The organism is Marinobacter sp. M5B (genome assembly GCF_042604615.1).
GTDB lineage: Bacteria > Pseudomonadota > Gammaproteobacteria > Pseudomonadales > Oleiphilaceae > Marinobacter > Marinobacter salarius.
This window is the reverse complement of record NZ_CP156894.1, coordinates 1772734-1797154: the sequence shown is the minus strand read 5'-3', so window position 1 is coordinate 1797154 and position 24421 is coordinate 1772734. Positions and strand designations below refer to the sequence as shown.

20 protein-coding genes are annotated in these 24421 nt (G+C 53.3%); 8 read left to right on the top strand and 12 right to left on the bottom strand.

The features are described from left to right. The first annotated feature begins 72 nt into the window (after positions 1-72). The 4 genes from AAGD24_RS08095 to AAGD24_RS08080 all read left to right on the top strand — a co-directional run bounded on the left by AAGD24_RS08095 (position 73) and on the right by AAGD24_RS08080 (position 1623). On the top strand, positions 73-465 hold the full coding sequence (locus AAGD24_RS08095) for a YeeE/YedE family protein (RefSeq protein ID WP_227544241.1): 393 nt from the start codon (positions 73-75) through the stop codon (positions 463-465). Further along, the gene (locus tag AAGD24_RS08090; protein ID WP_036206247.1) at positions 462-863 is read left to right on the top strand and encodes a DUF6691 family protein; all 402 of its coding nucleotides are present in this window, start codon (positions 462-464) and stop codon (positions 861-863) included. The genes AAGD24_RS08095 and AAGD24_RS08090 overlap by 4 nt, the downstream gene beginning before the upstream one ends. Before the next feature lie 134 nt (positions 864-997). Further along, positions 998-1285, top strand: a complete 288-nt coding sequence (locus AAGD24_RS08085) for a hypothetical protein (protein ID WP_085681298.1) — start codon at positions 998-1000, stop codon at positions 1283-1285. 104 nt (positions 1286-1389) lie between these two features. Continuing rightward, positions 1390-1623, top strand: coding sequence for a hypothetical protein (locus tag AAGD24_RS08080; RefSeq protein ID WP_228210876.1), 234 nt, complete (start codon positions 1390-1392; stop codon positions 1621-1623). 90 nt (positions 1624-1713) lie between these two features. Here AAGD24_RS08080 and AAGD24_RS08075 read toward each other — a convergent pair whose 3' ends face one another. The 5 genes from AAGD24_RS08075 to AAGD24_RS08055 all read right to left on the bottom strand — a co-directional run bounded on the left by AAGD24_RS08075 (position 1714) and on the right by AAGD24_RS08055 (position 8685). After that, the gene (locus AAGD24_RS08075) at positions 1714-4026 is read right to left on the bottom strand and encodes a heavy metal translocating P-type ATPase (RefSeq protein WP_273622963.1); all 2313 of its coding nucleotides are present in this window, start codon (positions 4024-4026) and stop codon (positions 1714-1716) included. Positions 4027-4056: 30 nt separating this feature from the next. Beyond that, positions 4057-5409 carry an APC family permease gene (locus AAGD24_RS08070; RefSeq protein WP_126810357.1) on the bottom strand — a complete coding sequence of 451 codons (1353 nt, stop codon included), beginning with the start codon at positions 5407-5409 and terminating at the stop codon, positions 4057-4059. A 129-nt stretch (positions 5410-5538) separates the two neighbouring features. Further along, positions 5539-6288, bottom strand: coding sequence for a copper resistance protein B (locus AAGD24_RS08065; RefSeq protein WP_273622964.1), 750 nt, complete (start codon positions 6286-6288; stop codon positions 5539-5541). Next, positions 6285-8069 (bottom strand): copper resistance system multicopper oxidase, encoded by a 1785-nt coding sequence (locus tag AAGD24_RS08060; protein WP_273622965.1) that lies wholly within the window; start codon positions 8067-8069, stop codon positions 6285-6287. The genes AAGD24_RS08065 and AAGD24_RS08060 overlap by 4 nt, the downstream gene beginning before the upstream one ends. Before the next feature lie 88 nt (positions 8070-8157). Then, the gene (locus tag AAGD24_RS08055; RefSeq protein WP_151981723.1) at positions 8158-8685 is read right to left on the bottom strand and encodes a cupredoxin domain-containing protein; all 528 of its coding nucleotides are present in this window, start codon (positions 8683-8685) and stop codon (positions 8158-8160) included. 213 nt (positions 8686-8898) lie between these two features. Here AAGD24_RS08055 and AAGD24_RS08050 point away from each other — a divergent pair, with 213 nt between their 5' ends. The 3 genes from AAGD24_RS08050 to AAGD24_RS08040 all read left to right on the top strand — a co-directional run bounded on the left by AAGD24_RS08050 (position 8899) and on the right by AAGD24_RS08040 (position 11784). Next, positions 8899-9564, top strand: coding sequence for a response regulator transcription factor (locus tag AAGD24_RS08050; protein ID WP_151981725.1), 666 nt, complete (start codon positions 8899-8901; stop codon positions 9562-9564). Beyond that, the gene (locus AAGD24_RS08045; protein WP_151981727.1) at positions 9551-10906 is read left to right on the top strand and encodes a sensor histidine kinase; all 1356 of its coding nucleotides are present in this window, start codon (positions 9551-9553) and stop codon (positions 10904-10906) included. The genes AAGD24_RS08050 and AAGD24_RS08045 overlap by 14 nt, the downstream gene beginning before the upstream one ends. A 209-nt stretch (positions 10907-11115) precedes the next feature. Beyond that, the gene (locus tag AAGD24_RS08040; protein ID WP_072676521.1) at positions 11116-11784 is read left to right on the top strand and encodes a response regulator transcription factor; all 669 of its coding nucleotides are present in this window, start codon (positions 11116-11118) and stop codon (positions 11782-11784) included. A gap of 59 nt (positions 11785-11843) precedes the next feature. Here the strand turns inward: AAGD24_RS08040 and AAGD24_RS08035 are convergent, their stop codons facing one another. Next, positions 11844-12083, bottom strand: coding sequence for a hypothetical protein (locus tag AAGD24_RS08035; RefSeq protein WP_072676519.1), 240 nt, complete (start codon positions 12081-12083; stop codon positions 11844-11846). Positions 12084-12385: 302 nt separating this feature from the next. Here AAGD24_RS08035 and AAGD24_RS08030 point away from each other — a divergent pair, with 302 nt between their 5' ends. Beyond that, positions 12386-13708 (top strand): sensor histidine kinase, encoded by a 1323-nt coding sequence (locus tag AAGD24_RS08030; protein ID WP_273622966.1) that lies wholly within the window; start codon positions 12386-12388, stop codon positions 13706-13708. Between the two features lie 87 nt (positions 13709-13795). On the opposite strand, the gene AAGD24_RS08025 is transcribed toward AAGD24_RS08030, so the two are convergent. The 6 genes from AAGD24_RS08025 to AAGD24_RS08000 form a co-directional block, all read right to left on the bottom strand. After that, on the bottom strand, positions 13796-16993 hold the full coding sequence (locus tag AAGD24_RS08025) for an efflux RND transporter permease subunit (RefSeq protein WP_273622968.1): 3198 nt from the start codon (positions 16991-16993) through the stop codon (positions 13796-13798). A gap of 14 nt (positions 16994-17007) precedes the next feature. Beyond that, positions 17008-18258, bottom strand: coding sequence for an efflux RND transporter periplasmic adaptor subunit (locus tag AAGD24_RS08020; protein ID WP_273622969.1), 1251 nt, complete (start codon positions 18256-18258; stop codon positions 17008-17010). A gap of 24 nt (positions 18259-18282) precedes the next feature. Then, the gene (locus AAGD24_RS08015) at positions 18283-19500 is read right to left on the bottom strand and encodes a TolC family protein (protein ID WP_085681218.1); all 1218 of its coding nucleotides are present in this window, start codon (positions 19498-19500) and stop codon (positions 18283-18285) included. A 227-nt stretch (positions 19501-19727) separates the two neighbouring features. After that, a complete protein-coding gene (locus AAGD24_RS08010; RefSeq protein ID WP_007151691.1) occupies positions 19728-20072 on the bottom strand; it encodes a P-II family nitrogen regulator in 345 nt (114 codons plus the stop codon). 17 nt (positions 20073-20089) lie between these two features. Next, the gene (locus tag AAGD24_RS08005; protein WP_085681220.1) at positions 20090-23197 is read right to left on the bottom strand and encodes an efflux RND transporter permease subunit; all 3108 of its coding nucleotides are present in this window, start codon (positions 23195-23197) and stop codon (positions 20090-20092) included. A 14-nt stretch (positions 23198-23211) separates the two neighbouring features. Beyond that, entirely contained in the window at positions 23212-24396 is a 1185-nt protein-coding gene (locus tag AAGD24_RS08000; RefSeq protein WP_273622977.1) for an efflux RND transporter periplasmic adaptor subunit, read from the bottom strand. Between the last annotated feature and the right edge of the window lie 25 nt (positions 24397-24421).

The following is a 24421-nucleotide window of genomic DNA, read 5'->3' as shown; positions in this document are numbered from 1 at the left end:
GAAATGGACTGGAGCTCTTTTATTCAAGGTGCCTTCGGAGGTCTTTTAATAGGCTTGTCCGCAGTGATGCTTATGGTCACATTGGGACGTATTGCAGGCATCAGTGGGATGGTATCTGGTCTGATCTTTGATCGGTTTACTGCGGAGTCTGCCTGGCGACTGGCATTTGTGCTGGGCCTTATCAGCGGGCCTCTGTTGTTGGTTGTCCTGAACGGCTCGCTTGGAAATGTGGCGGGCAATCCGGAAGCCGTGGTCGGCGCGCCCATCGGTGGCGTGCCGCTGATGGTCGTGGCTGGTTTGCTGGTGGGCTTGGGGTCTGGTATCGGCAACGGTTGCACCAGTGGGCATGGTGTTTGTGGTATCGCCAGGCTATCCCCCAGATCCATGCTGGCAACGCTGGTTTTCCTCCTGACGGGTGTTGTAACCGTCTACGTCGTCAGACTCATGACAGGACACTCTTTATGAAACTGATTTTTGGTTACCTGGCTGGTTTGTTGTTTGGCCTGGGTCTGGCTATCGGCGGTATGACTGACCCCCATCGTGTTCAGGGGTTTCTCGACGTCTTTGGTAACTGGGACCCAACGCTCATATTTGTTATGGGCGGAGCGGTGATAACAACGTTTATCGGCTACCGATTGGTGTTCCGTCGTCAGGGCCCTCTTTTCGCAGAAACGTTTATCGTGCCCACACGTCGTGATATTGATACCCGTTTATTGATTGGTGCCGCTGTGTTTGGGATAGGCTGGGGTCTATCAGGTTATTGTCCGGGCCCAGCCTTTGCGTCAATAAGCGGTATAACCTGGCCTCTCGTGGCGTTATTGCTGTCGATGGTCGTCGGTTGGTGGTTGGCTCGCCGAGTCTGAGGTAGCGCAGCATAATTCACGAACGTTATAAATCCTCCTCATATATTTAAATCAACTTTAATTTGATCGTTTTCAGGACCATTTCAGAAACTAGTGATTAAATATAATCGACAACCAAATAGGAGGTGTCGATTATGAAGAACATACTTTTATTTACCGCAACAATCGCTCTCTCAACATATACATTTGCTGGCAACATGTCATCAGATGAAGATATGAAAGCCACACACGATCAGTCTAAAGATAAGCGCTCCTTCGAAAACATTCTCAACAATGACGAAATGAAACGCTTACACAAACAGATGACTCGCTATGGCATGTCCGAACCTGGATTCGAGGCACGCCTGGAGATGACTACCACTGACAAAGGCCGGGCGTACCATAGAGCACTGGAAGAAGCAGAGAAAAATACCGCAGGGTGAACCCTGCGGCCAAGTTAACTCATGGAGACATGAGAAATTTAACCATACGAACCTGAAATCAGGCTGAAATACTAAACTGGTTTTATGGTCAAAAGGGGAATGTCATGAAAAAACTAATGGTGATCGCAGCAATCGCAGCTTTGTTTTCAACTATGACCTCAGCCAATTCAGGTTTAGCGGACCGTATTAACGAGGCTCGCACTTATCCTAATAAAATGGTTGAGGATAAAAAGGTTGAAACTTGCATGGAGCATATTAAGAAAAACGAAAAAATAAGCCAGGTTAGATCGCAGAGCACTGAAAAGCATGCAAGCGACATGAGCCATAAATACTCATAAACTGAAGCGGATAATTTAGTTGCAATAAATAACCGACCCCCGTTCAAATGGCGGTGGTCGGTTATCGCTCGTTACCCGAACATTGAAGTGTCACCGTTTTGGCGCCAACCGTACTACCCTCAACCGCAATGCGTTCACGATCACGCTAACCGACGACAGCGACATGGCAGCCGCCGCGAAAATTGGAGAAAGCAGCAAGCCAAAAAACGGATAAAGAACACCCGCTGCTATCGGAACGCCAGCGGAGTTGTACACGAAAGCAAAAAAGAGATTCTGCCGTATATTGCGCATGGTCGCCAGGGACAACCGGCGCGCTTCGACGATACCCATAAGGTCGCCACGCAGCAGGGTAATTCCCGCGCTTTCGATGGCCACATCGGTGCCCGTACCCATAGCCACCCCGACATCCGCAGTTGCCAATGCGGGCGCGTCGTTTACACCGTCTCCCGCCATCACCACAACGCGGCCTTCGTCTTTCAGGCGCTGGACAATCTTGCCCTTGTCTTCCGGCAGCACTTCCGCTTCCACTTCATCAATATGCAATTTGCGGGCAACCGCCTCGGCTGAGGTGCGGTTATCGCCAGTCAGCATGACCACTCGAATGCCATCTTCTTGCAGGGCCAAAATGGCGGCCTCGGTGGTTTCCTTAACCGGATCGGCAATGGCCAACAACCCAGCAATTTTTCCATCGACGGCGGCAAATATCACGGTGGCACCATCTTTGCGGAGCTGATCGGCTTCGCCGTCAAATCTCGTGGTGTCGACATTGTCCGATTCCATCAAAAGGCGATTGCCAAGCAGCACCCGCTTGCCGTCGATTTTTCCGGTTACCCCTTTACCGTTGGGAGAGTCGAAGTCTTCCGCATCCGGCAGCTTCAGCTCCATGCCCTTGGCTTTGTCCAGAATGGCGTGGGCCAGTGGATGCTCACTGCCTTTCTCGAGTCCGCCCGCAAAACGCATCAAAGCATCGTCATCGTACCCATTCGCTGTAACAATTCGGGTGATTTGTGGCTGCCCCTCCGTCAACGTGCCGGTCTTATCCACTACCACCGTATCTACCTTTTCCATGCGTTCAAGGGCTTCCGCATCGCGGATCAGCACACCACTTTGGGCGCCGCGGCCAACACCTACCATGATCGACATGGGCGTTGCCAGACCCAGTGCGCAAGGGCAGGCAATGATCAGAACACTGACCGCCGCAATCAGCCCGAACGCCATGGGCGGTGTCGGCCCAAGGAATGACCAGGCTATAAAGGCAACAATGGCAATTAGGATCACGGTGGGCACAAACCAGCTCGCCACCTTATCGGCAAGCCCCTGGATCGGTGCGCGGCTGCGTTGGGCGCTGGCCACCATCTGCACGATTTGGGAAAGCATGGTGTCCCGGCCAACCTTGTCGGCCCGCATGATAAAGCTGCCCTGTTGGTTTATACTGCCGCCAATCACTTGGTCGCCAGACTTTTTGCTGACTGCAAGAGGCTCACCGGTCACCATGGACTCATCCACGTTGGAGCTGCCTTCAAGTAACTCACCGTCCAGCGGCACCTTGTCCCCCGGGCGCACTCGCAGGCGATCACCCACCTTGACCTGATCCAGCGACACATCGGACTCGTCGCCCTGGTCATCCAGCTTTCGGGCCGTCGCCGGTGCCAGATCCAGCAGCGCCTTGATCGCGCCCGAGGTTTTCTCCCGGGCCCGCAGTTCAAGCACCTGGCCTAACAGAACCAGCACCACGATGACCGCAGCCGCCTCGAAGTAGACGGCGACAGAACCGTCTTCCTGCCGAAAGGCGTCGGGGAAAATCTGGGGCGCCAGTGTCGCCACCAGGCTGTAGATCAGCGCCACGCCAGTACCAATGGCAATGAGCGTGAACATGTTCAGATTGCGGCTGACGACGGACTTCCAGCCTCTGACAAAGAAAGGCCAGCCACACCAGGCCACTACTGGCGTCGCCAACACCAGTTGAATCCAGTTGGACATTTGTGGGGCAACGATCTGGTCAAGGCCGGTGAGATGTCCGCCCATTTCCAGCACCAATACCGGCAGGGCCAGCACCAGGCCAATCCAAAATCGACGGGTCATGTCTTTGAGCTCTGCCGAGGGCCCGTCATCCAGACTTACCTGCTCGGGCTCCAGGGCCATACCACAGATAGGGCAATCTCCGGGGCCCTGCTGGCGAATTTCCGGATGCATCGGGCAGGTGTACATGGTGCCCGGAGCCACGGGTTCGTCCTGTTTCTGTTCTCCACTGAGGTAGTGTCCCGGGTCGCCGTCAAACTTCGATTTGCACCCCGAAGAACAGAAATACCAGGTTTTCCCGCCATGCTCGCTGCGATGTTCCGCCGAGTGTGGATTCACCGACATGCCGCAAACAGGATCTTTGACCGTGTGCTCAGCCGTCATGGCCGATCCCTCCCTATCGAGTTCTGGTGATTAGTGATGATGAGCATGAGATTCTTTGTGTCCCGCTTCTTCGGCTTCTGTGGCCTTTTTCAGGAACAGTTGCTCGGCCACTGCGATAACAATCATGGTGACAACCGCCACGCCAATAACAAACGGGTCAGTATTCAGTTTGACCCAAACGAAGCCACCAAGAGCGAGCAAATCCAGAACAATTGCCACCGTGGGCACCCACACATTGGCCTTCACATCCTCCCGTAAATAGCGCAGAACGCCCCAATGGATAGCAATGTCCATGATCAGGTAAAAAATGATGCCCAGCGCTGCAATTCGGGACAGGTCGAAGAACGCCGTGAGGATAAGCCCAAGCACCACGGTATAAACCAGCGTGTGCTTCTGGATGCTACCGGGCATGCCGAAATGACTGTGGGGGACCAGCTTCATTTCAGTCAGCATGGCCAACATGCGTGAGACGGCGAAAATACTGGCCAGAATGCCACCGGCGGTGGCCATCATGGCAATGGCGACGGTAAACCAGACGCCGTAGTCGCCCAATGCGGGACGCGCAGCGGCCGCCAGAGAGTAGTCCTGCGTCTTGATGATTTCCGCCAGGGACAGGTTACTGGCAACGGCGAAACCGACCAGGGTGTAGATCACCACGCAGGCTGCGATGGAAATAATAATCGCTCGCCCCACGTTTCTCTTGGGGTCTATGACTTCCGAGCCGCTGTTGGTGATGGTGGTAAAACCTTTGAAGGCCAGAATGCCAAGGGCCGTTGCCCCCAGGAAATTGCCAAAGGTTCCAGCCTCACCGGGGCTAGAGAAATCAACAGAAACACTGTCGGCAATCCAGATACCCACCAGCCCGAAAACCAGAATGCCTCCGATCTTCAGGATACCTATAAAGGAAGCCACGCCCTGAATCATTCGGTTGCCCAACAGATTGATCAGAAACGCGGCCAGAATTAGTGAGACGCCAAGAATGGGCACCATGCGGCCACTTTCATCGCCACCGAACAGTTGCATGGTGTAAGAACCGAAGGTTCGCGCAAGAAAGCTCTGGGCAATCACCATCGAGAAATACATCAGCAAAGCATTGAAAGCCGTCGGTAACCGATTGCCATAGGCTTTGTGCAGGTACATGCCGATGCCCCCGGCTGACGGGTAGGCATTGGAAATTTTGATGTAGGAATAGGCACTGAAGCTTACGATTACCGCCGCGGCCAGAAACGCCAACGGGAAAAGAACGCCGGTCATCTGCGCCATCTGCCCGGTAAGGGCAAAGATACCGGCGCCAATCATGACACCGGTGCCCAGCATAACAGTTCCCGGAAGTGTAAGACTGCCTTCCTGATAGCGCGTGGTTCTGTCGTGCGTGCTGCTCATACAACCTCCTGTTGTTTTGAACGGCGTTTGATACTCAATAAATAGCCAATGCTGGCTTGGGTAGATCTCACTTGCATCAATGTCGAGAAAAACGGGCCAAAGAAATATCTTTAGCCCCTAAGTACCTGATCAGAATGCGATGCGCGCGCCAATCACAGCAAACCAATCTGCTGTACTGCCGCCGTCCGCTTCGGCAAAGTCGGCACTATCGCCGTATTTGCGCTCATGCACCACGCCCACATAAGGCGAGAACGCACGGTCGATCAGATCATAGCTCAACCTGAGTCCGGTTTCGGTAGAAACCAGTCCTTTACCAACGCCAATTTCCCGGTCCTCGCTAAACGCAACCGTGGCATCCAGCGTTGCCGCCAGAATCCAGTAGTTGGTGAGAAGCAGCTCGTACTCGGCATCCAGTTCGGCTGACGTATCGCCATCCTTACTGACATACAGGTTTGCATCGATCTCAAACCATTGGGGCGCCAGCCCGGCTACACCGAGAACGGCATATGTACGGTCCGGCCCCTCGGGCGTATCGAAACGCACGCCCGCTTTGGCGTCGAAGAACTTGGAGATGGGGATCTGGCCGACCAGCTGGTTTTCCAGTATTTCGTAGGCCTGCTCCTCTATCTCGTATTCCCCGGTTGTGAGCAGCCGGACTTTGAACTCGTCGGTGCCATAGAAGGCGTCCGCGTTCCAGACTCCAAGTTCCTCGTTATCGTCGCTGTAGCGGTATTCAAACTCCTCGAATTGAACACCCCAGGTTGTGAGCGGCTGTTTACGAGCGGTGGTGTCGGAGATCATTTCCTGAGCTGTCACCGCCGTTGAGAATCCGATAGAGGCAAAGAAACTGACCGCAACAAGTGATCGAATACAACTCATGCCTCACCTCCTTCTTCAGCAGCCGCGCCTGTTTTTGCCTGCGTCGACTCTGGCCCACCTTCAACAATCACCTTACGGAACATACCAGCGGCCGCGTGGTAAGAGAGGTGGCAGTGGAACGCCCATTGGCCTGGCTCATCAACCTCGGTTTCCATGTACACCGTAGTGCCTGGGTTCACGCTAATCGTGTGCTTGATCGGGTTCCACTGGCCTGCGCCAACATCAAGGATGGACCACATGCCGTGCAGGTGCATGGGGTGAGTCATCATGGTTTCGTTGACAAACTTGAAGCGGACCCGCTCACCGTATTTCAGGCGGATCGGATCGGCATCTTCGTACTTAACGCCATTGATACTCCAGGTGTACCGCTCCATATTGCCGGTCAAACGAAGCTCTATTTCTCGAGTCGGTTCGCGGTCTTCATACAGTGGATCTTGGGCCTTGAGGTCAGCGTAGGACAGGAACTTGCCGCCATTGGCTGCTGTAGGTACGAGGCCACTACCCTTGGCGTAGAAGGGATCACTTGGACCTTCTTTTTTACCCATCGCCATGGAACCGTGATCCATGCCGGACATGCCAGAGTGATCCATGCCTTCCATGTTGGAATGATCCATTCCTTTCATATTCGAGTGGTCCATTCCCTCCATCGAAGAATGATCCATTCCAGACATCCCTTCTGAGCTATTCATATCCATGTCGCCATGATCCATGCCAGCCATGCTGCCGTGGTCCATGCCGGCCATACCGCTCATGTCTGCCATAGTCAGGCGCGCCGGTTCGCGCAGTTGCGGCACGGCCGCTTCCATACCCTCTTCTGGGGCCAGTGTCGCTCTGGCATAGCCCGAACGCCCCATGGATTCTGCGAAGATGGTGTAGGCCTGCTCATCTTTCGGACGGACGATCACATCGTAGGTTTCCGCCACACCGATCCGGAACTCGTCCACACTAACCGGCTGAACGTTGTTGCCATCAGCCTGCACAACCGTCATGTCCAGACCGGGGATCCGGATATCAAAGTAAGTCATCGCCGAAGAGTTGATAAAACGCAGCCGAATGCGTTCGCCCGGCTCGAAGATCCCTGTCCAGTTTTGGCTTGGTCCTTTGCCGTTGATCAAGCCCGTAAAGCCTTGGAGATCCTCAACGTCCGCTTTCATCATCCGCATGCCACCCCAGGCCATACGGTCACTGACGGTGTTCATCAGGCCATTTTTTGACACGTCCGAGAAAAACTCGCCAACGGTTTGCTGCTCGCGATTGTAGTAATCCGGCATCATTTTCAGGTTGCGCATGATGCGGTCACCGGAATGGGGGTGCTTGTCAGTCAACTGCACCACGTATTCACGATCGTAGCGGAACGGTTCACGTCCCTCGGGTTCGATAACGATGGAACCGTAGGCGCCATCCGGCTCCTGAAAACCGGAGTGGCTGTGAAACCAGTAGGTGCCTGCCTGCTGAATAGGAAATTCGTAGGTGAAGGTTTCACCCGGCTTGATGCCTGGAAAGCTGATACCAGGCACACCGTCCTGATCAAAAGGAAGGATCAGGCCGTGCCAGTGAATGGACGTCATCTCGTCCAGGTTATTGGTCACGTTGATCTTTACGTTTTCGCCTTCTTTGAAGCGCATCACCGGTCCCGGAGATGCGCCATTGTATCCAATGCCTTCTTTCACGAAATCGCCAGTATCAATTTTTACCCGGTCGACCGTCAGGTCGTACTCACCGGCCATAACCATGGCTGGCATCAGCAGGCTTAAAAGTCCTGTCAGTAGGCGTGTTTTCATCTTTTTCTTACTCCAAACTGCACTTCGTTGAAGCAGGGCTGGGACACAGTCCCAACCCGTGCATTCGCGGGGTTGTCAGTACGCCGGTTTACTCAAAGTTAACGTCACCGTACATGCCGGCCTGGTAGTGGCCTGGCACGTTGCAGGCAAACTCAATGTCGCTTTCTTCGGTAAACTTCCAGACAACCTCCTTGCTCTGCCCTGGTTCCAGCAACACGCTGTTCGGGTCGTCATGCTTCATGGTTTTACCGTTGCCCATGTCCATATTCATCATATCCTGATTGAGCTTGCCGCCCTGGATCACGCCGTGTTCTACCATCATCATCATTTCTTTCTGATGGCCTTCATGCATGGAAGGGGTACCAATGTTGAACTCGTGGACCAGGCTACCCTCGTTCTTGACCACAAAACGCACGGTTTCACCGGTCTCAACACTGATTTCTTCCGGCTCGTAGTAGTTGTCGTACATTTCCACTGTGATAGTGCGAGAGGCCTCCGAGGCTTTACCCGGTTCGCCGCTGCTGGCGCCATGGCCGCCGCCATGAGCACCGGCGGCGAGGGTCACTGCCGACATCGACATGGCAGCGGCTGCAACAATCAACTTGGATGCGTTCATATTGTTTTCTCCATTAATAAAGTGGCCGGAAATTCCGGCGTCGGTTAGCTCTGAACAAAGAGGGATGCCAAAATACGAAACACACCATCGCGCATTAACCTGAATTCTTGCTGAAAATATCGAACTAATTGGTCGTTCAGGCTGAATTCAGGTTGATCGGCGACACTCGTTTCAAATTTGGCTCACAGCCTGGTTCAAAGAAGGAACGTCGTGATGCGATTACTGCTCGTTGAAGATGACCGTTTGCTGGCTGACGGACTAAGTGGACAGCTTGAAAAGGCGGGGTTCAGCGTTGATACAACCTATACAGCCAGAGAAGCCGCGATCCTGGGCGAGCAGGAGGATTATCGGGCCGCCGTTCTTGATCTTGGCCTGCCTGACGGCAACGGATTAGACGTATTAAGGAAGTGGCGAAAACATCAGATCGCCTTTCCGGTGCTCATTCTCACAGCAAGGGGCGACTGGCATGACAAAGTTGAAGGCCTCAAAGCGGGGGCAGACGATTACTTGGCAAAACCCTTTCAGACCGAGGAGTTGATCGCCCGGCTCAACGCCATTGTGCGCCGAAGCGAAGGGCGTATTCATTCAATGGTAAAAGCCGGACGCTACGAATTGGATGAGAATCGTCAGAGCTTGAAGTCCGACGACGGCAAGGAACACAGCCTCACCGGCACCGAATTTCGCCTGCTGCGCTGTCTGATGAGCCGTCCCGGCCATGTTTTCTCGAAAGAGCAGCTAATGGAACAGCTTTACAACTTGAACGACACTCCGAATGAGAACGTGATCGAAGCTTACATTCGCCGATTGCGGAAACTGGTTGGCAACGACACCATTGCAACCCGTCGCGGCCAGGGATATCTGTTCAATGACGCTGTTTAGTAAGCCGAGATCTGTCAAAGGCACGTTGCTTTTATTGCTACTGCCTGCCGGCATTGCGTTAATGGGGCTTGCATGGCTGGTTCACGGCCTCTTACTGGACCGAATGTCCCGGGAGTTCGTCGAGACACGTCTCAAAGATGAGGTCGCCTTTCTGGAGCACCAGATTCGTGATTCTGGCGGTCAATTGGATAGCCTCCAGACCGGTGACTACTTTCAGGAAGTCTTTCACCACGCCTTCGCCATACATTCTCCGTCCAAGACTATCATTTCCCCGGATTCGTGGGCGCCGGTGTTAACGTCGTTGATTGAATCAGCGGAGGATGGAACCCTTCGTGTGCAGAACGGAGATACAGTCGAAGGACCCAAGAACATTCTTGCGTACCGAAAATCGTTCCAGATGGACGATACGCCGATTGTAGTGATCGTGTCCGAGGATCTCGGCGCACTGAAACGCAGCCAGGCAGAGTTGCACGCGTGGACGGCCATCGTCTCTATTCTGCTGATTCTGCTCCTGGTCGTTGTGATCTGGTTCGGTATCAATTTGTCCATGCGCCCTGTCGTCGAGCTAAAGGCTACGCTAAAGCGACTTCAAGATGGCAAGGTTTCTCGGATTCATGTTCAGACGCCTGAGGAGTTTCGACCACTAGTCCAGCAGCTCAACCAATTACTCGATTCGCTTGATCAACGACTGGAACGGTCAAGGGATGCGCTGGCGAATCTCTCTCACAGCGTCAAGACCCCGATTGCGGCCGTCCGGCAGGTTCTTGAGGACACCAGCCGTCCACTCTCCAACGATCTCCGCCTTCAGATGACCGCGAGACTCAATGACATCGACAAACAGCTTGAAGCCGAGATGCGCCGAAGTCGCTTTGCAGGACCACAGGTTGGAAAAAGCGCTTACCCTCTGAAACAGGCGCGGGATCTACTTTGGATGCTGGGGCGGCTATACCCGGAAAAGTCCTTTGAACTGTCGAGTTCTCTGCCGGAGGAAGCCCGCTGGCCGATTGAGGAACACGACCTGAATGAAATCATGGGCAATCTCCTGGACAACGCAGGCAAATGGTCAGAACGATGTGTAGAGCTGTCACTTGTTCAGAATTCCGGAACATTGAAGATCTGCGTGACAGACGATGGGGCAGGCGTCCACGAGGCAGAAATCAGCAAGCTGGGTCAACGGGGATTGCGGCTGGACGAGCAGACCCCAGGCCATGGCCTTGGGCTGGCGATTGTTCGAGAAATTGTCGAACGCTACAGTGGAACCCTCCACTTCTCACCTGCTCCGAAAAGTGGGTTGTCCGTGATAGTTGACCTTCCCAGGGCGGTGCCGGTGATCAATCGTTGACCCGGCCACCTGGTATGTGGTTAAGCGATCACATGTGGATAGTGTTTGTATAGAAAACTTTCCTCACAGTAATGCCTTTTTCAAGCTAGATTCAGCTTCGTCTGTTGTTATAGCGGGTCGCTTGAAGTCCGATCTCTTAGCTAATTTTGATTTGCTCTCGAGAAGGGCGACAGCCACAATTTTCCAACATCCAGAGACGGCGCTTATAGATGAAGGTTCTAATTGTCGAAGACAACGCGGTACTCGCAGAAAAAATCTCCGTTTGGCTTGCGAAGGAAAACTTTACTGTAGATGTTGCCCAAAACGGAAAAGAGGCAAATTTCTTCGTAGAGACAAGCAGTTATCAGGCGATCATTCTGGATATAGGACTGCCCGACGAGAACGGGCTTTCTTTGATGCAAAAATGGAGAAGCAACGGCAAAGATGAAGCCATCCTGATTCTAACTGCCAGGTCCAACTGGACAGAGAGAGTTGAAGGCTTGAATGCCGGGGCAGACGACTATCTTCCAAAACCGTTCGAATTTGATGAACTGAAAGCTCGACTTAGCGCCATCATAAGAAGAAAAGACGGGCGAACAACTGATAAGATAGCGGTTGATGGGTTTCTTCTAAGTTCAACCTACAGAACGCTAACAACCCCTGATCATAAAGAATTCAGGCTAACCGCAACAGAGTATCGCCTTCTTCAATGCTTCCTTCGATCTCCTGACAGAGTCTTTTCCCAGGATGATCTTGTTGAATCACTTTACAATATCGAAAGATGCCCAACGCGAAATGTTGTTCAGGTATATATTGCGAGGCTTAGGAAAATACTTGGGAAAAAAAGAATAAAAACGTTGAGAGGGCAAGGTTACTATTTCGCGAGAGAGACCCACTAAAAAATTTATACTGCGAGTCACGTCAGTAACTCTCACCTGACTCGCAGAAAACCAAAAAATTACTGTTTCTTCAATAGATCAGCAACTAGCTCCTTGATTACTCGATGCTCTTCCTTCAACTTCTTGACCGTCTCGCTTTCTTCAGAACGATAGTCGGAGGACCGTTCATCGATGCTCTTATCAGGGTAGCTTCTTGCCTCATTATACCTATCTGCTTGTCCGCCATTGCTGCCTGCGAGGGCTATGGAAGCCCCGGTTCCTAGAAAAGATGCTATTAAAATTACAGACACTTTTTTCATAAACAGCTCCGATATGTCATTCTATTCAACCAACGAAATTCAATCGCCTCACGCAGTTAGTAGAACATCGAAACCTTAAACACATTTGAATGTGGACGTATTTTAAAGATTTTCACATTCCGTAAACTACAGGCCCACAGCTATTCAGGCAGATTTTGACAAGACTAAACGAACGACCAAAGCACAACCCCTCCAGCGTCAGGTGAGTTGCGACACGCATCAATCCCATCTATGCTTTCAAGCTCAGTCGCCTCTCTAGCCCTCAGCTAGCTCCTCCCGCTCAATCGACCATAACTAATACCATGACAGCGCAGAAAAGCATCCGAAAAACTGCACTCCAATATGGCATCGTTTTCAGCCTCTTGTATTTTCTACTAATTTTTTTCTCGCACACTTATGTAATAGAGCAGCTTTCGAACGAGTCCAGAAAACATCGCCTTGACAAGGAGGTGGAGAGTTTTCAAACCATCATTGAAAACGAAGTTCCGACGCCCGACGAGATTGGCAGCATGATTGATCGATTCCAATTGCTACTGGAGCACGCCCTCGTCGTCGAAATGAAAGACGGAAGCATCATTGCCAGTAGCAACATAGATCAAACAACGTTGCGCATGGTTTCAAGAAAGCCGGCGGGCTTTGTAGAAATATCCCAAGGTGCAGATGGCCTTCTTGGATTGAAACGAGGTGTCGGAATTGATAGTCCGCTTTCGTCAGTCACCATCCTGGAAATGGAAAGCGGACTAGCTGAGCGATCCAGTGGGGCTCACCTGACCTTGCTGGCTGCCTCCGCATTATTACTTGTTGTTCTCTTGGCTCTGGTAGGCACCACTACTTACCTCGCTTTGAAACCGATCGAACACATCAAGGAAGACATGAGGAGACTGCAATCTGGCAAACAACCTCGTTTGAATCCTGACGCACCAGAGGAGTTCAGTCCGCTGATCAAACAGTTCAATAACCTACTTGAACTAGCAAGTCGTCGCCTTGACCGCCATCGCCGCCTCAATTCCGATCTTTCTCACATGGTCAAGACCTCGATCTCTGCCAATCTCGCAATCTTGTCAGACACTGGTTCATTACCTCCGTCCCGCGACGACATAGAGTTCATGACCTCCAACCTAAAGGATCTAAGCCGGTCCTTGAACTACCGCATGAGCAAGGCAGATATCTCCGGCAGGCAGATGGGGCAAACATGTTTGCCGATTGAAATAGCGAACAACGTCATTTCTGTCATGGAAAAAATCTTTCCCGATAAGAGTTTCCGTATTAATACATCCTTGCCGAATAACTTCAGTTGGCCCATGGAGCGTCAGGACCTATCAGAGTTATTCGGTAACCTGCTCGAAAACGGCGGGAAGTGGAGTCAGGCTGAGATTGACGTTTCAATAAGCCAGACCGATTCCGGGCTAACGATAGAAGTTGCAGACGACGGCCCTGGGATTACTCCAGAAGCGGCCTCAAAAGTGATGGATAGAGGTTCCCGGCTTGACGAAACCGTTTCTGGATTTGGATTGGGACTGTCCATCGTGTCCGAAATACTAGAAGACAATTTCGGACGGATGAACATTGGCCCCTCAGAAACAGGGGGCGCCAGAATTACAGTTGTGCTTCCTTTCCCAGAGTAGAGCACAACCATAATTCCTCCGCCCCGCTATGACGGAGGGATTACCCTCCCCTGCTCGCGATCAAAACTGTGTATTTCCACCTCTCTTCTACCGTTGCATATCATCGAGTTTAGCCCTTGAGAAGCGCGTGAATAGAGCCGGTAAAACAAAAAGCGTTAGGAAAGTCGCAGTCACGAGACCACCTACAATCACGCTGGCCAGTGGCTTCTGGATTTCCGCACCCACGCCCGTCGACAATAGCATCGGTATCAAACCGAGTGCCGAGGTTATTGCTGTCATCAAGACAGGGCGCAAACGGGAGACGGCACCTTCAAACACCGCGGCATCCACGCTTAACCCATCCTGTATTCGCTGATTGATGCTTTCGACCATAACGACCCCGTTAAGCACCGCCACACCGAACAGCGTGATAAATCCAACGGAACTGGGCACTGAAAGATACTGACCGGAGATCCAGAGTGAAAAGACGCCACCAATAACGGCAAGCGGCACGTTGACCAGAATCAACAATGCTTGACCGACCGAACTGAAAGCAAAGTACAGCAACAGCGCGATCAGGCCCAGAGATACAGGTACCACAATGGTCAACCGCTCCTGTGCTCGCTGCTGGTTTTCGAACTGACCACCAATATCAACCGAATAGCCGGGGGGAAGGTTCACTTCTGACGCGATGGTATCCTGAATATCGGCAACCACACTGCCCATGTCACGACCCTGCACATTGGACTGAATGACCACACGGCGCTGCACGTCATCGCGACGCACCTGAGGCGGGCCGGACTCAATAGACACATCGGCCACATCACCGAGTCTCACCCAGGCTCCGGACGGCGCCTGTAACCTGAGATCGGCAATGGCATCCCGGTCTTCCCGGAAACGTTTGGCCAGACGCACATAGATATCATACCGCTCATTTCCGTTGATGATCTGGCCAGCGGCGGCACCACCCAGTCCATCCCGGACGACACTCATCACATCAGACACGGCGAGTCCGTACCGGGAGAGTGCCTGACGGTCAGGCTGAACCACCAACTGCGCTTCACCAGCAATCTGCTCCATGGCCACGTCTCGTGTTCCCTGAACTGTTCGGACCGCCGCTTCGATCTGTTGGCCTTTCTCCGCCAATACATCGAGATCCGGGCCAAAGAGTTTGATGGCCAACTGCGCACGAACACCAGACAACAATTCATCAACCCGAGTCGCAATAGGCTGAGAAAAGTTAAACAGTAGCCCCGGGTGCTGTTCGAGCTTCTCCTCAAACAGGGCCTGCAATTCATAGCGATTGCTGGCGCTGGTCCATTCCGAAGTTGGTTTCAAGCCAATATAGATCTCTATATTGTTAACGGGCTCTGGGTCGCCGCCTATTTCTGCTCGACCAGCCCGGGACAGAGCATAAGTCACTTCTGGAAATTCCATCAACATGGCTTCCAGTTTTGGCGCAACTTCAAGCGCCGTATCAAGGCTTGATGAAGGGGCAAGCGTCACCCGGAGGTTGATCGTTCCTTCTTCCAGCTCAGGGACAAACTCAGTGCCGAGTCGAGGCACGACCAGGGCCGCCAGCACCACAAGAACAGCGGCAGCACCGACAACAGATCTGGTGTGTTTCAGCGACCAGTCAAGGCCCTTGCGATAGAGCTTCTCAAGAGGTTTTAGAACGAAGCTTTCCCTCTCCCGAATACCCTTGCGAAACACAAAAGAAGCCAACGCAGGCACAACGATGAGAGCGACGATCACAGCGGACACAATGGCCAGCATGATGCTGATCGCCATTGGCTGGAAAAGCTTGGCTTCCACACCTTCAAAACTGAACAGAGGCATGAAAACGACCAGAATAATCGCCGTCGCGAAAAAGATGGGGCGCGCCACTTCCCGGCCGGCTTCCTGGAGTCTAAGCGCAATGCCATGATCATCGTGTGACGCGTCCAACGGATCGGGGTCGTTTTCAACCAATTCATCCCGATGGGCGTCATGCTCAGCATCGGGATGCGTCAGATGTTTGAACATGTTCTCGACCATAACAACAGAGCCGTCCACCAGCATGCCAATTGCCACAGCAATGCCGCCCAGAGACATCAAGTTGGCCGAGAGGCCGAACCAGGCCATGATCATCAGCGCAATACCGATTGAAATCGGTATAGAAAGCAGCACGAGCGTTGTTGCCCGAAGATTCATCAGACACAGGGCAAGCACGATCGCAATGAACACAAAAGCCAACAGAAGCGCATTGGTCACCGTCTCTACGGCCTTGGTCACCAGATCCGCCTGGTTGTAATAGGGCTCAAAACGAACCCCACTCGGAAGCGCCTGATTTATGCGATCAATGCGGGCCTCGATGCCGTCGATGGTGGCTTTTGTATTGGCCCCCATTCGTTTGAGTACAATGCCAGAAACCACTTCACCCAGTTGTTCAACTTGACCGTCTTCATCCTTCCGGGTCATGGTCACCGCACCCTGGCGAACTTCAGTGCCCAGCGCTACTTGGGCGACATCGCTCACCGTCACTGTAATGCCATCACTGGTTTTAACGGGCACTTGACGGATCTGCTCCAGCCCCTGCTCGCCATTACCCAGCCAGCCCATACCGCGAATAACCAACTGCTCCTGTCCGCGGCCCATATACCAGCCCCCAACATTGGAGTTGTTGTTCTCCAGGGCGTCCATGACGTCGTTCTGTGATAAGTCATAGGACAGCATTCGCGCCGGGTTCAGGTTGACCTGGTATTGACGGACCTCCCCGCCAAACGACAGAATCTCTGTTACCCCTTCGGCGGGTATCAGCAACAGCTTGACCAGCCAGTCGTGCAAGCTGCGTAATTCCATTGCGTCGTACCCAGAATCCGGGTCAGCTATTAGCAAGTACTGGTAGACCTGGCCGAGACCGGACGTATTCGGGCCCATTTCAGGCACCCCGACCCCGTCCGGAATCAGCTCCCGCGCGGCCTGCAACCGCTCGAAAACCAGTTGGCGCGCGAAATAGATATCCGTGCCCTCTTTAAAGACCACGGTGACACCAGACAACCCGGTTTTGGAGATGGACCGAACCTCCTCAACATTCGGCAACGCATACATCACCGCTTCAATGGGATAGGTGATCAGCTGCTCGACTTCCTCAGCCGCAAGTCCGGGCGCCTCTGTATTAACAGCAACCTGGACGTTTGTAACGTCGGGGAAAGCATCAAGGTTCAGTTTTGGTATCTGAAACGCGGCCGTGGCGATAAGCACTGCAAGCGCAATAAGAACCAACAGGCGGTTCTGAACCGCCCAGTCGACAACTCGGTTGAACATAATGGCTCCCGGAATCAGTGGTTGTGTGGGTCAAAGCCGCCTTTGGCAATTTCAGAGGCCACAAAAAACGCGCCCCGCGAAACGATCCGTTGGCCCGCAGTCAGGCCGAAAATTTCACGGAGTCCGCCAATTGAGCGACCCAGTTCCACTTCCACAGGCTCATACTCCGCTTCAGCCTCTTCCACATAAACCGTCCAGTCGCCATCGGCGCCTCGCATCAACGCACTCTCCGGCACCGCAAGCACCGGCTCCGTGGTTTTAAAAAGGAAATACACATCTGCAAACATTCCGGGATGGAAACGATCTTCAGGATTGTCCAGCTCCAACCGAACAATCCGCGTGCGGGTCACAGCGTCAATGGTATGAGCTTCCTGGGATACCGTTGCCACAGCTACACGACCTGCGACTCTTACTTCCGCTTCTGCCCCTTGCTTAAGGACAATGTCGGAGTTTGCTGGCAGGTGAGCCTCTACCCAAAGTTCGCTTTCATTAGCCAAAGTCACCAGCGGTTGGCCTGCCTCAACTCTTTGTCCTTGCTCAAACTCATCGGTCAGCACTGCGCCATCCACGCGAGCCCTGAGCGTGTATTCACCGAGACTACCTACGCCGCTGGCCTTCAACGCACCAATGTCATCATCGTTTAGCCCATAAGCAAGCAGAGTCGCCCTCGCCCCTTCAATATTGGCTTTCGCGGTATTGAACCGTTGATCACCGACCACGGAACGACCCAGCCCGCTGATTCGCTCCCATTCAGGAAAAGCTTTCCTGTAATCAGCCTGCGCTTGTGCCACCGTCTCACTGAACAGGGTTACCAGTTGCTGACCTTTGGTTACGTGCTCACCCAACTCCACGTGACGTCTCAACACCACCGAGGCAACCCGGGGGGACACGTGATAGCTGGTATAGCCGTTGGTCAGCAGCTCACCGGGAGCGTAGATTTCATAGTCAACGCGCTTGCTCTCGAGGGTTGCTACCTCAATGCCGGCGAGCTCTTTCTGTTTGGCATTGATGCTTGCGGTAGCTGCTTCTTCATGACCACCATCGCTCTCCTCTTCGTGGCCATGACCTTCTTCCTCTTCATGCTCACGTTCTTCAGCATGCCCGCCCTCATACTCATCCTCTTCACCGGTGCCTTCTCGATGATTGTCGCCACCGGCGGCATGATCATGGCCCGCCTCGTTATGAGCATCTTCCTCTGCCTGCACCAATGAAGGGGGAGCTATAAACAGCGTCAAAACAAATACTGAAATCAGAGTTTTTTTCATGATGAATATCCAGTTTCCAGAATATTATTGGAAGGGGGTGGTCAGTTCGCCAGACTGGCTCAATAGCTCAATCAGGCCCAGCTGCGCCAGCTTTTCCAGTTCAATACCGGTTTTCAGGCTCTCCGCGCGCTGGCCCAGCGCCTGGAGATACTCAGAGGTGGAGAGGTCGCCGACCTGCCACTGCTTCTCAAGCAAATCGGCACTTCGCTGTACACGCCCCTGGGATAGTTCTTTCCATCGACGGAGTTGCTTGTCGTATCGCTTCCAGGAAGCGCGAGCGCCTGCCAGGTCGTATTGTTGTTTCCGGTAGAGCGCCTGAAACCGCGCTTCGGCCTCCAGAGCCCGTCGATTCGCAGCCCGGATTTCAGCGCTGTAGTTATTACGGACGTTCAGAGGGATCGAGAATGTCAGGCCAACCACGTTCTCGCCGCCGTCACGCCCTCCGCTCAGCCCTACTGTCGGCGATGCTGTGGCTTTGCGTCTGGCAACCTCTGCCTCACTTTTCAGCACCTGCCACTCGGCTCGAGCGGCTGCAATTGACGGGTGTGCCAGCAGATCAGCCTCACCAATCTGGGACTCCAGCGCTGACCATATATACTCAGGGATTCCCCCATCCTGAAACCTCCAGTCCGGCAGACGTTCTCTAACCTGAGTTTCTGCCCGATCAACTGCGGCCTTTGCCTGGGCGACTTCGCTCAACTGACGGGATAGATTTAAAAACAGAAGCTCTGCGTCGGCACGCCCCAGATCACCTGCCTGCTGGCGCTGTTCAACCTGGTCCAGCAAGGCATCCAGGCGCTGCTGTTGGGATTCAGCAATTTCCTCAAACAGCGTAGTAGCGCGCCACTCGACAAGCGCAAACAATGATTCAGACGTTTGTGTCAGAACTGCTTCGCTCAAGCCAGCTTGCGCAGAAAGCCTGATCAGCTTTGCCTTCTCCTTTAATACGCCCTGTTGATCAGACCAATCGATCGTTTGTGACAGTCCTGCCTCAAAGTTATTCTCACTGCCCGTTCTGTCTGCTCCCACGGACAATTCCGGGTTATACAGCGGTTGTTCGCTTGCCTCAGCGTCCTCTTTCCGCGCTGCCGCCTGCTCTGTCGCTGCCAGTACCTCCGGGTGCTTGCTTATCTGGCCATTGAGCCAATTCGCCCAATTAACAGTCTCCGCTTGACCTAACAGAGGAATGGATAATAGTACTGAACACAGCAACGCCCGAGGCGAGTGCTTGCTTGCCTTCATCGTCTTTCTCCCGAAGCGATTAATAGCCAAAAATCATAGGTGTAAGGCGCCTATGACGAGGTAGGAAAAGATCGAGATAATAAGTGCAAACTTTGAAATGAGCTTGAATTCGGAAAAACAGTTCAGATATGAGTCGCTAAAAACTCTTTGTAACGCTTCTCAATGAGGCTAAGAACGGCAGCTCGCGACCAATCGCCGCGATGCCACCGTCTCATTCCAGGAAGGGGCTAGATTGAAGTGGGTTGGAGTGCGCTTTCGTCGGTCGCACCGTCTTCAATACGAACGGCCTGGACCAGGCGGGATACAAGTACCTTGCCATCCCCCGGGTGCCCATCCCGGGTCCTGCTCGTTCGCACAATGATGTCCACAACTTCATCGGCAACAGCATCGGTCGCTACATCTACTTCCAGCTTGACCATCTGCACTTTCTCCAGAGGCGATTCATCGCCAACCAGATGACCAAATTCGTTGAGAGACACGACAGCAATGCTTGCCACCCCCTTAACTTTGGCCAGAGCATCAACCACATGCTCTGCCATCACTTCTCTGACATACGCTTTTATTTCATACATAAACCGCCTCCTGACTATCAGACTTCAACGTCACGACGTTCGGATGCAAACCACTGATACACGCTGGGCAACACTACCAACGTCAGCAGCGTTGACGTGATCAGACCGCCAACCACAACCGTTGCCAGTGGCCGTTGGACATTAGAGCCAATGCCATCTGCCAGCAGCAGGGGAATCAGCCCCAGAATAGCCACAGAGGCTGTCATCAGAACCGGCCGCAAACGGCGTTGAGCGCCCAGCTTGACTGCTTCAATGACTTCGTAGCCTTCGTCCCGCAACTGATTGATGTAGCTCACCATTACCACACCGTTCAGTACGGCTACGCCAAACACCGCAATGAACCCCACAGCAGCGGGCACGGAGAGGTAAAGCCCCGTCACAAACAACGCGACAATGCCACCAGTAACCGCAAAGGGCACATTCATGAAGATCAGCGCCGCATAGCGAAGACTACTGAATGCAGAAAAGAGAAGCAGGAAAATAAGCGCCAGAGTAATGGGCACAACGATCGCTAGCCGCGCCATGGCCCTTTCCTGGTTCTCAAACTGACCGCCGAACTCCACGAAATACCCCGGCGGCATATCCACTTGCTCCTCGATCCGCTTGCGCAAATCCTGAACAACACCACCCATATCGCGACCACGCACGTTCATCTGCACGTACTGACGGCGACTGGCATTGGAGCGTGAAATTTTCTTGGGGCCTGCGTACATTTCAACATCGGCCACCCGTGAAAGCGGGATAAGCTCGCCACTGTTGCCCCTGAGGGGAAGCTTTCTGATTTCATCGATGGACCCGCGATAGGACTCTTGCAGCCGGGCGAAAATCTCAAATCGACGGACACCGTCGAAGACCAGCCCGGCGCCTTTACCACCTATACCGGTTTCAACCGTACTCATCAGGTTATCGACGCTGATGCCGAACTGCGCCAGCACTTCACGGTCGGGGCGAATAACGATCTGTTTTTTACCCGCACTCTGCTGAGCGCGGACGTCCGTTGCACCCGGCACCTCTTGCGCCAGTGCCGCCACTTCTCTGCCGATCCGGCCCAACTCGTCCAGGTCGTCGCCGAAAATGCTGGCAACCAGTTGCGCCTGAACGCCTGACAGGAGTTCGTCGGTTCTGAGCTGAATCGGTTGGGACAGATTGTTGGCAAGCCCGGGAACCCGCTCATCCAAAGCATCCGCAATCCTGCTTTGGAGATCCTCGTAGCTCACGTCCTCTCGCCACTGATCCAGGGGCTTCAGATTGACAAGCGTCGCAACAACGTTCACAGGTTCAGGATCACCACCGACCTCGGCACGACCGATCCTGGCATAGGTGCCGGTGACCTCTGGAAATTCGTCTACAACGGACTGAATCCTTTTGCCATATTTGATGGCGGATTCAAGACTGGCTCCAGGAGGCAATGTCGATCGAATCTGGAACGTGCCTTCCCTGAGCGTGGGCACAAATTCGCTCCCGAGATAGGGAAACAGCAGAAGACTGCCGGCAAAAGCAATGACGGCAACGCCCATCACAATCTTAGGGGCTTTGACGACAGTATTCACTACCGGCTTGTATAGCCGGTTCAGGAACAGAACCAGCTTCGGCTCTTTGTGACGCCCGCCCATCTTGAATGACAGGGAGGCCAGAACAGGCACCAACGTCAATGCGAGTAACAGCGCACCGATCAACGCAAAGCTGATGGTGTAGGCCATGGGCGAAAACAGCTTGCCCTCAACGCCCTGTAGCGTAAACAACGGAAGAAAAACGATGATAATAATGCCAATCGCAAACACGATCGGACGGGCCACTTCCCGGGCTGACTCACCTACAAGCCTCAGAACGCTGATCTTTTCATCGGATCGCTCCTCAAGGTGTCGGAAGATGTTCTCTATCATCACGACAGCGCCGTCCACCATCATGCCGATGCCGATAGCCAGCCCCCCCAGACTCATCAGGTTGGCCGACAGGCCCGACATGCGCATAGCAATGAACGCAAAGAGTACAGACAACGGCAACGTCGCCACCACGATCAGTGTGGAACGAATATTTCCTAGGAACAGATAGAGAAAAACCAGCACCAGAACCGAGCCTTCAAGCAGCGCTTTCTCGACAGTGCCTATAGCCTTGCCCACCAAGTCTGCCTGAGAGTAATACGCTTCTATTTTCAGCCCTTCGGGAAGTGACTTGTTCAGATCATCGATTTTTGCGTTGACATCCTCTAGAACCTTACTGGTGTTGGTGCCAATCAATTTCATCACGTAGCCGCCCACGGACTCCTCACCTGAGGACACCTCTGCGCCACGGCGAATTGCCGGTCCAAGGCCTACCTCCGCCACATCCTTGACGTAAATAGGAGATTCTCCCTCACTCTTGGACACAATGATGTTCCGGATATCTTTGATGCCTGCGGTACCGGAGTTGACCCAGCCGTAACCACGGACAATGTACTCTTCACCTCCTCGAGTAATGAATGAGGCGCCGACGTTACGATTATTCTGGGTGAGGGCACCGCGAACATCGGACACCGTCAGGTTCCTTGCCTGAAGCTTCTGCGCATCGATATTGACCTGGTACTGCTTTACCTCGCCACCGATAGAAAGCACACCGGTTACGCCCGGCACGGTCCTGAGCTGGGGTTTGACAATCCAGTCCTGAATCGTGCGAATTTCCTGCAGGCTGTATTGATCTTTATCCTCAGCTTCCAGGGAATACATCAGGATGCGCCCAAGACCGCTTGCGATGGGCCCGAGTTCGGGTTCCCCCATCCCTTCGGGAATCTGTCGCTTGGCCTCGGATAGCCGTTCGTTAACTAGCCGCCTGGCGAAGTAGATATCGGTGCCATCTTCGAAATAGATGGTCACCCGCGAAAGTCCGAAAATCGACGTGCTCTGCACTTTTTCTAACTTGGGAATACCATACATGCTGATCTCAACGGGATAGGAAATCAGCGTTTCGATATCAACCGGCGACAATCCAGGACTGGTAGTGAATACCTGAACCATGGTCGGTGTCGCGTCCGGAAACGCATCCACCGGCAGTTTTTGAAATGAAAATACGCCGGCAACGATCACGGCGATAGCAAAGACAAGCGTCATCAGACGATTGTTCAGCGCATAATTCACAATTGCGTTGATCATGCTCCCCCCGAGTATTAGTGTCCGTGAGCGGCGCTGCGGCCACTGGCGGTAATGGCCGACATCAGATCAAAAGCGCCCACTGAAACCACTTCCGTGTTTGCGCTGATGCCGGACTTAATCTCTATCCAGTCGTTAGCCTCCTTACCAAGAGTGACTGGAACCGCCTTGTAGGCTCCCCCTTCATTACCCGGAACAAATACAACGGACTCGTCATCGATGGTTTGCACGGCATCGTGTGGAACTAGGGGCAGTGATGCCGCCGATTGAGTCATGACTCTCGCTTTGGCATAGGTATTTGGACGAAGGTCGCCGTTGGGGGATTCGAGTACAACGCGAACCGGAATGGTGCGGGTTTCCTCGTCAAGCTCATTTGAGATCCAGGACACTTCCCCGGTGTGAAAGCGGTCTGCAACCGACTTTGAGAAGACCTGAACTTCATCTCCGACGGATACCCTGCCAATGTCAGTTTCGGCAACTTGCAACATCACCCACACCACAGAGGTATCAGCTACGGTAAAAGGCGTATCTGAAGAGCTTAAGGTTTGGCCCAACCGGGCATCCATGCGCTCAATGCGCCCCTGGATAGGAGAACGGAGCGCGTACTGTGCGAGACTGCTATCTGCGCCTGACGAATCACAGCCAAAAACCGCCAGTTGCTCACGAATCGAATCGTACTCCGCTGTAATCTCAAGATAAGCGGCCTTGGCGTCCAAGAACTCTTCTTCGCTGGTGAAGCTTTCACTCCGCAATTGCTTTTCTCGCTGATACTCCGCAGTCGCGGCTTCTTTCCGAGCTTTCAACGAGTTCAGGCGGGAACGAATGCGGGCCAACTCAACGCTGTTCAACGCGGCCAACAACTGGCCTTTTTCAACCTGTTCCCCCAGATCAACAGCCAGTCTCGTAAGCTTTCCCTGCAATAGCGGCCCTACCTCAGCGACGCGATCCGGAACATAGTGAACTTCAGCTGGCGCAGTGACGATATTGTCAGCACGGCCTCGGGGCACCGTTACAGTCTGCACGGAGAGCAACTCCCTCTGCTCTGGAGTCAGATGAACTTCGCGGGCCTCACTGCCTTCAGCCGAGTGCCCAGCCTCACCCTTTTGGTGCTGCCCTCCTTCGGCTTCTTCGGCGCCGTACGCCAGTGGCTGATAGACCAGAAAACTGATCGCGACAAACAATATCTGCAGATTTCGAATCATCTAAACACCTTCGATAAAAGAGAAC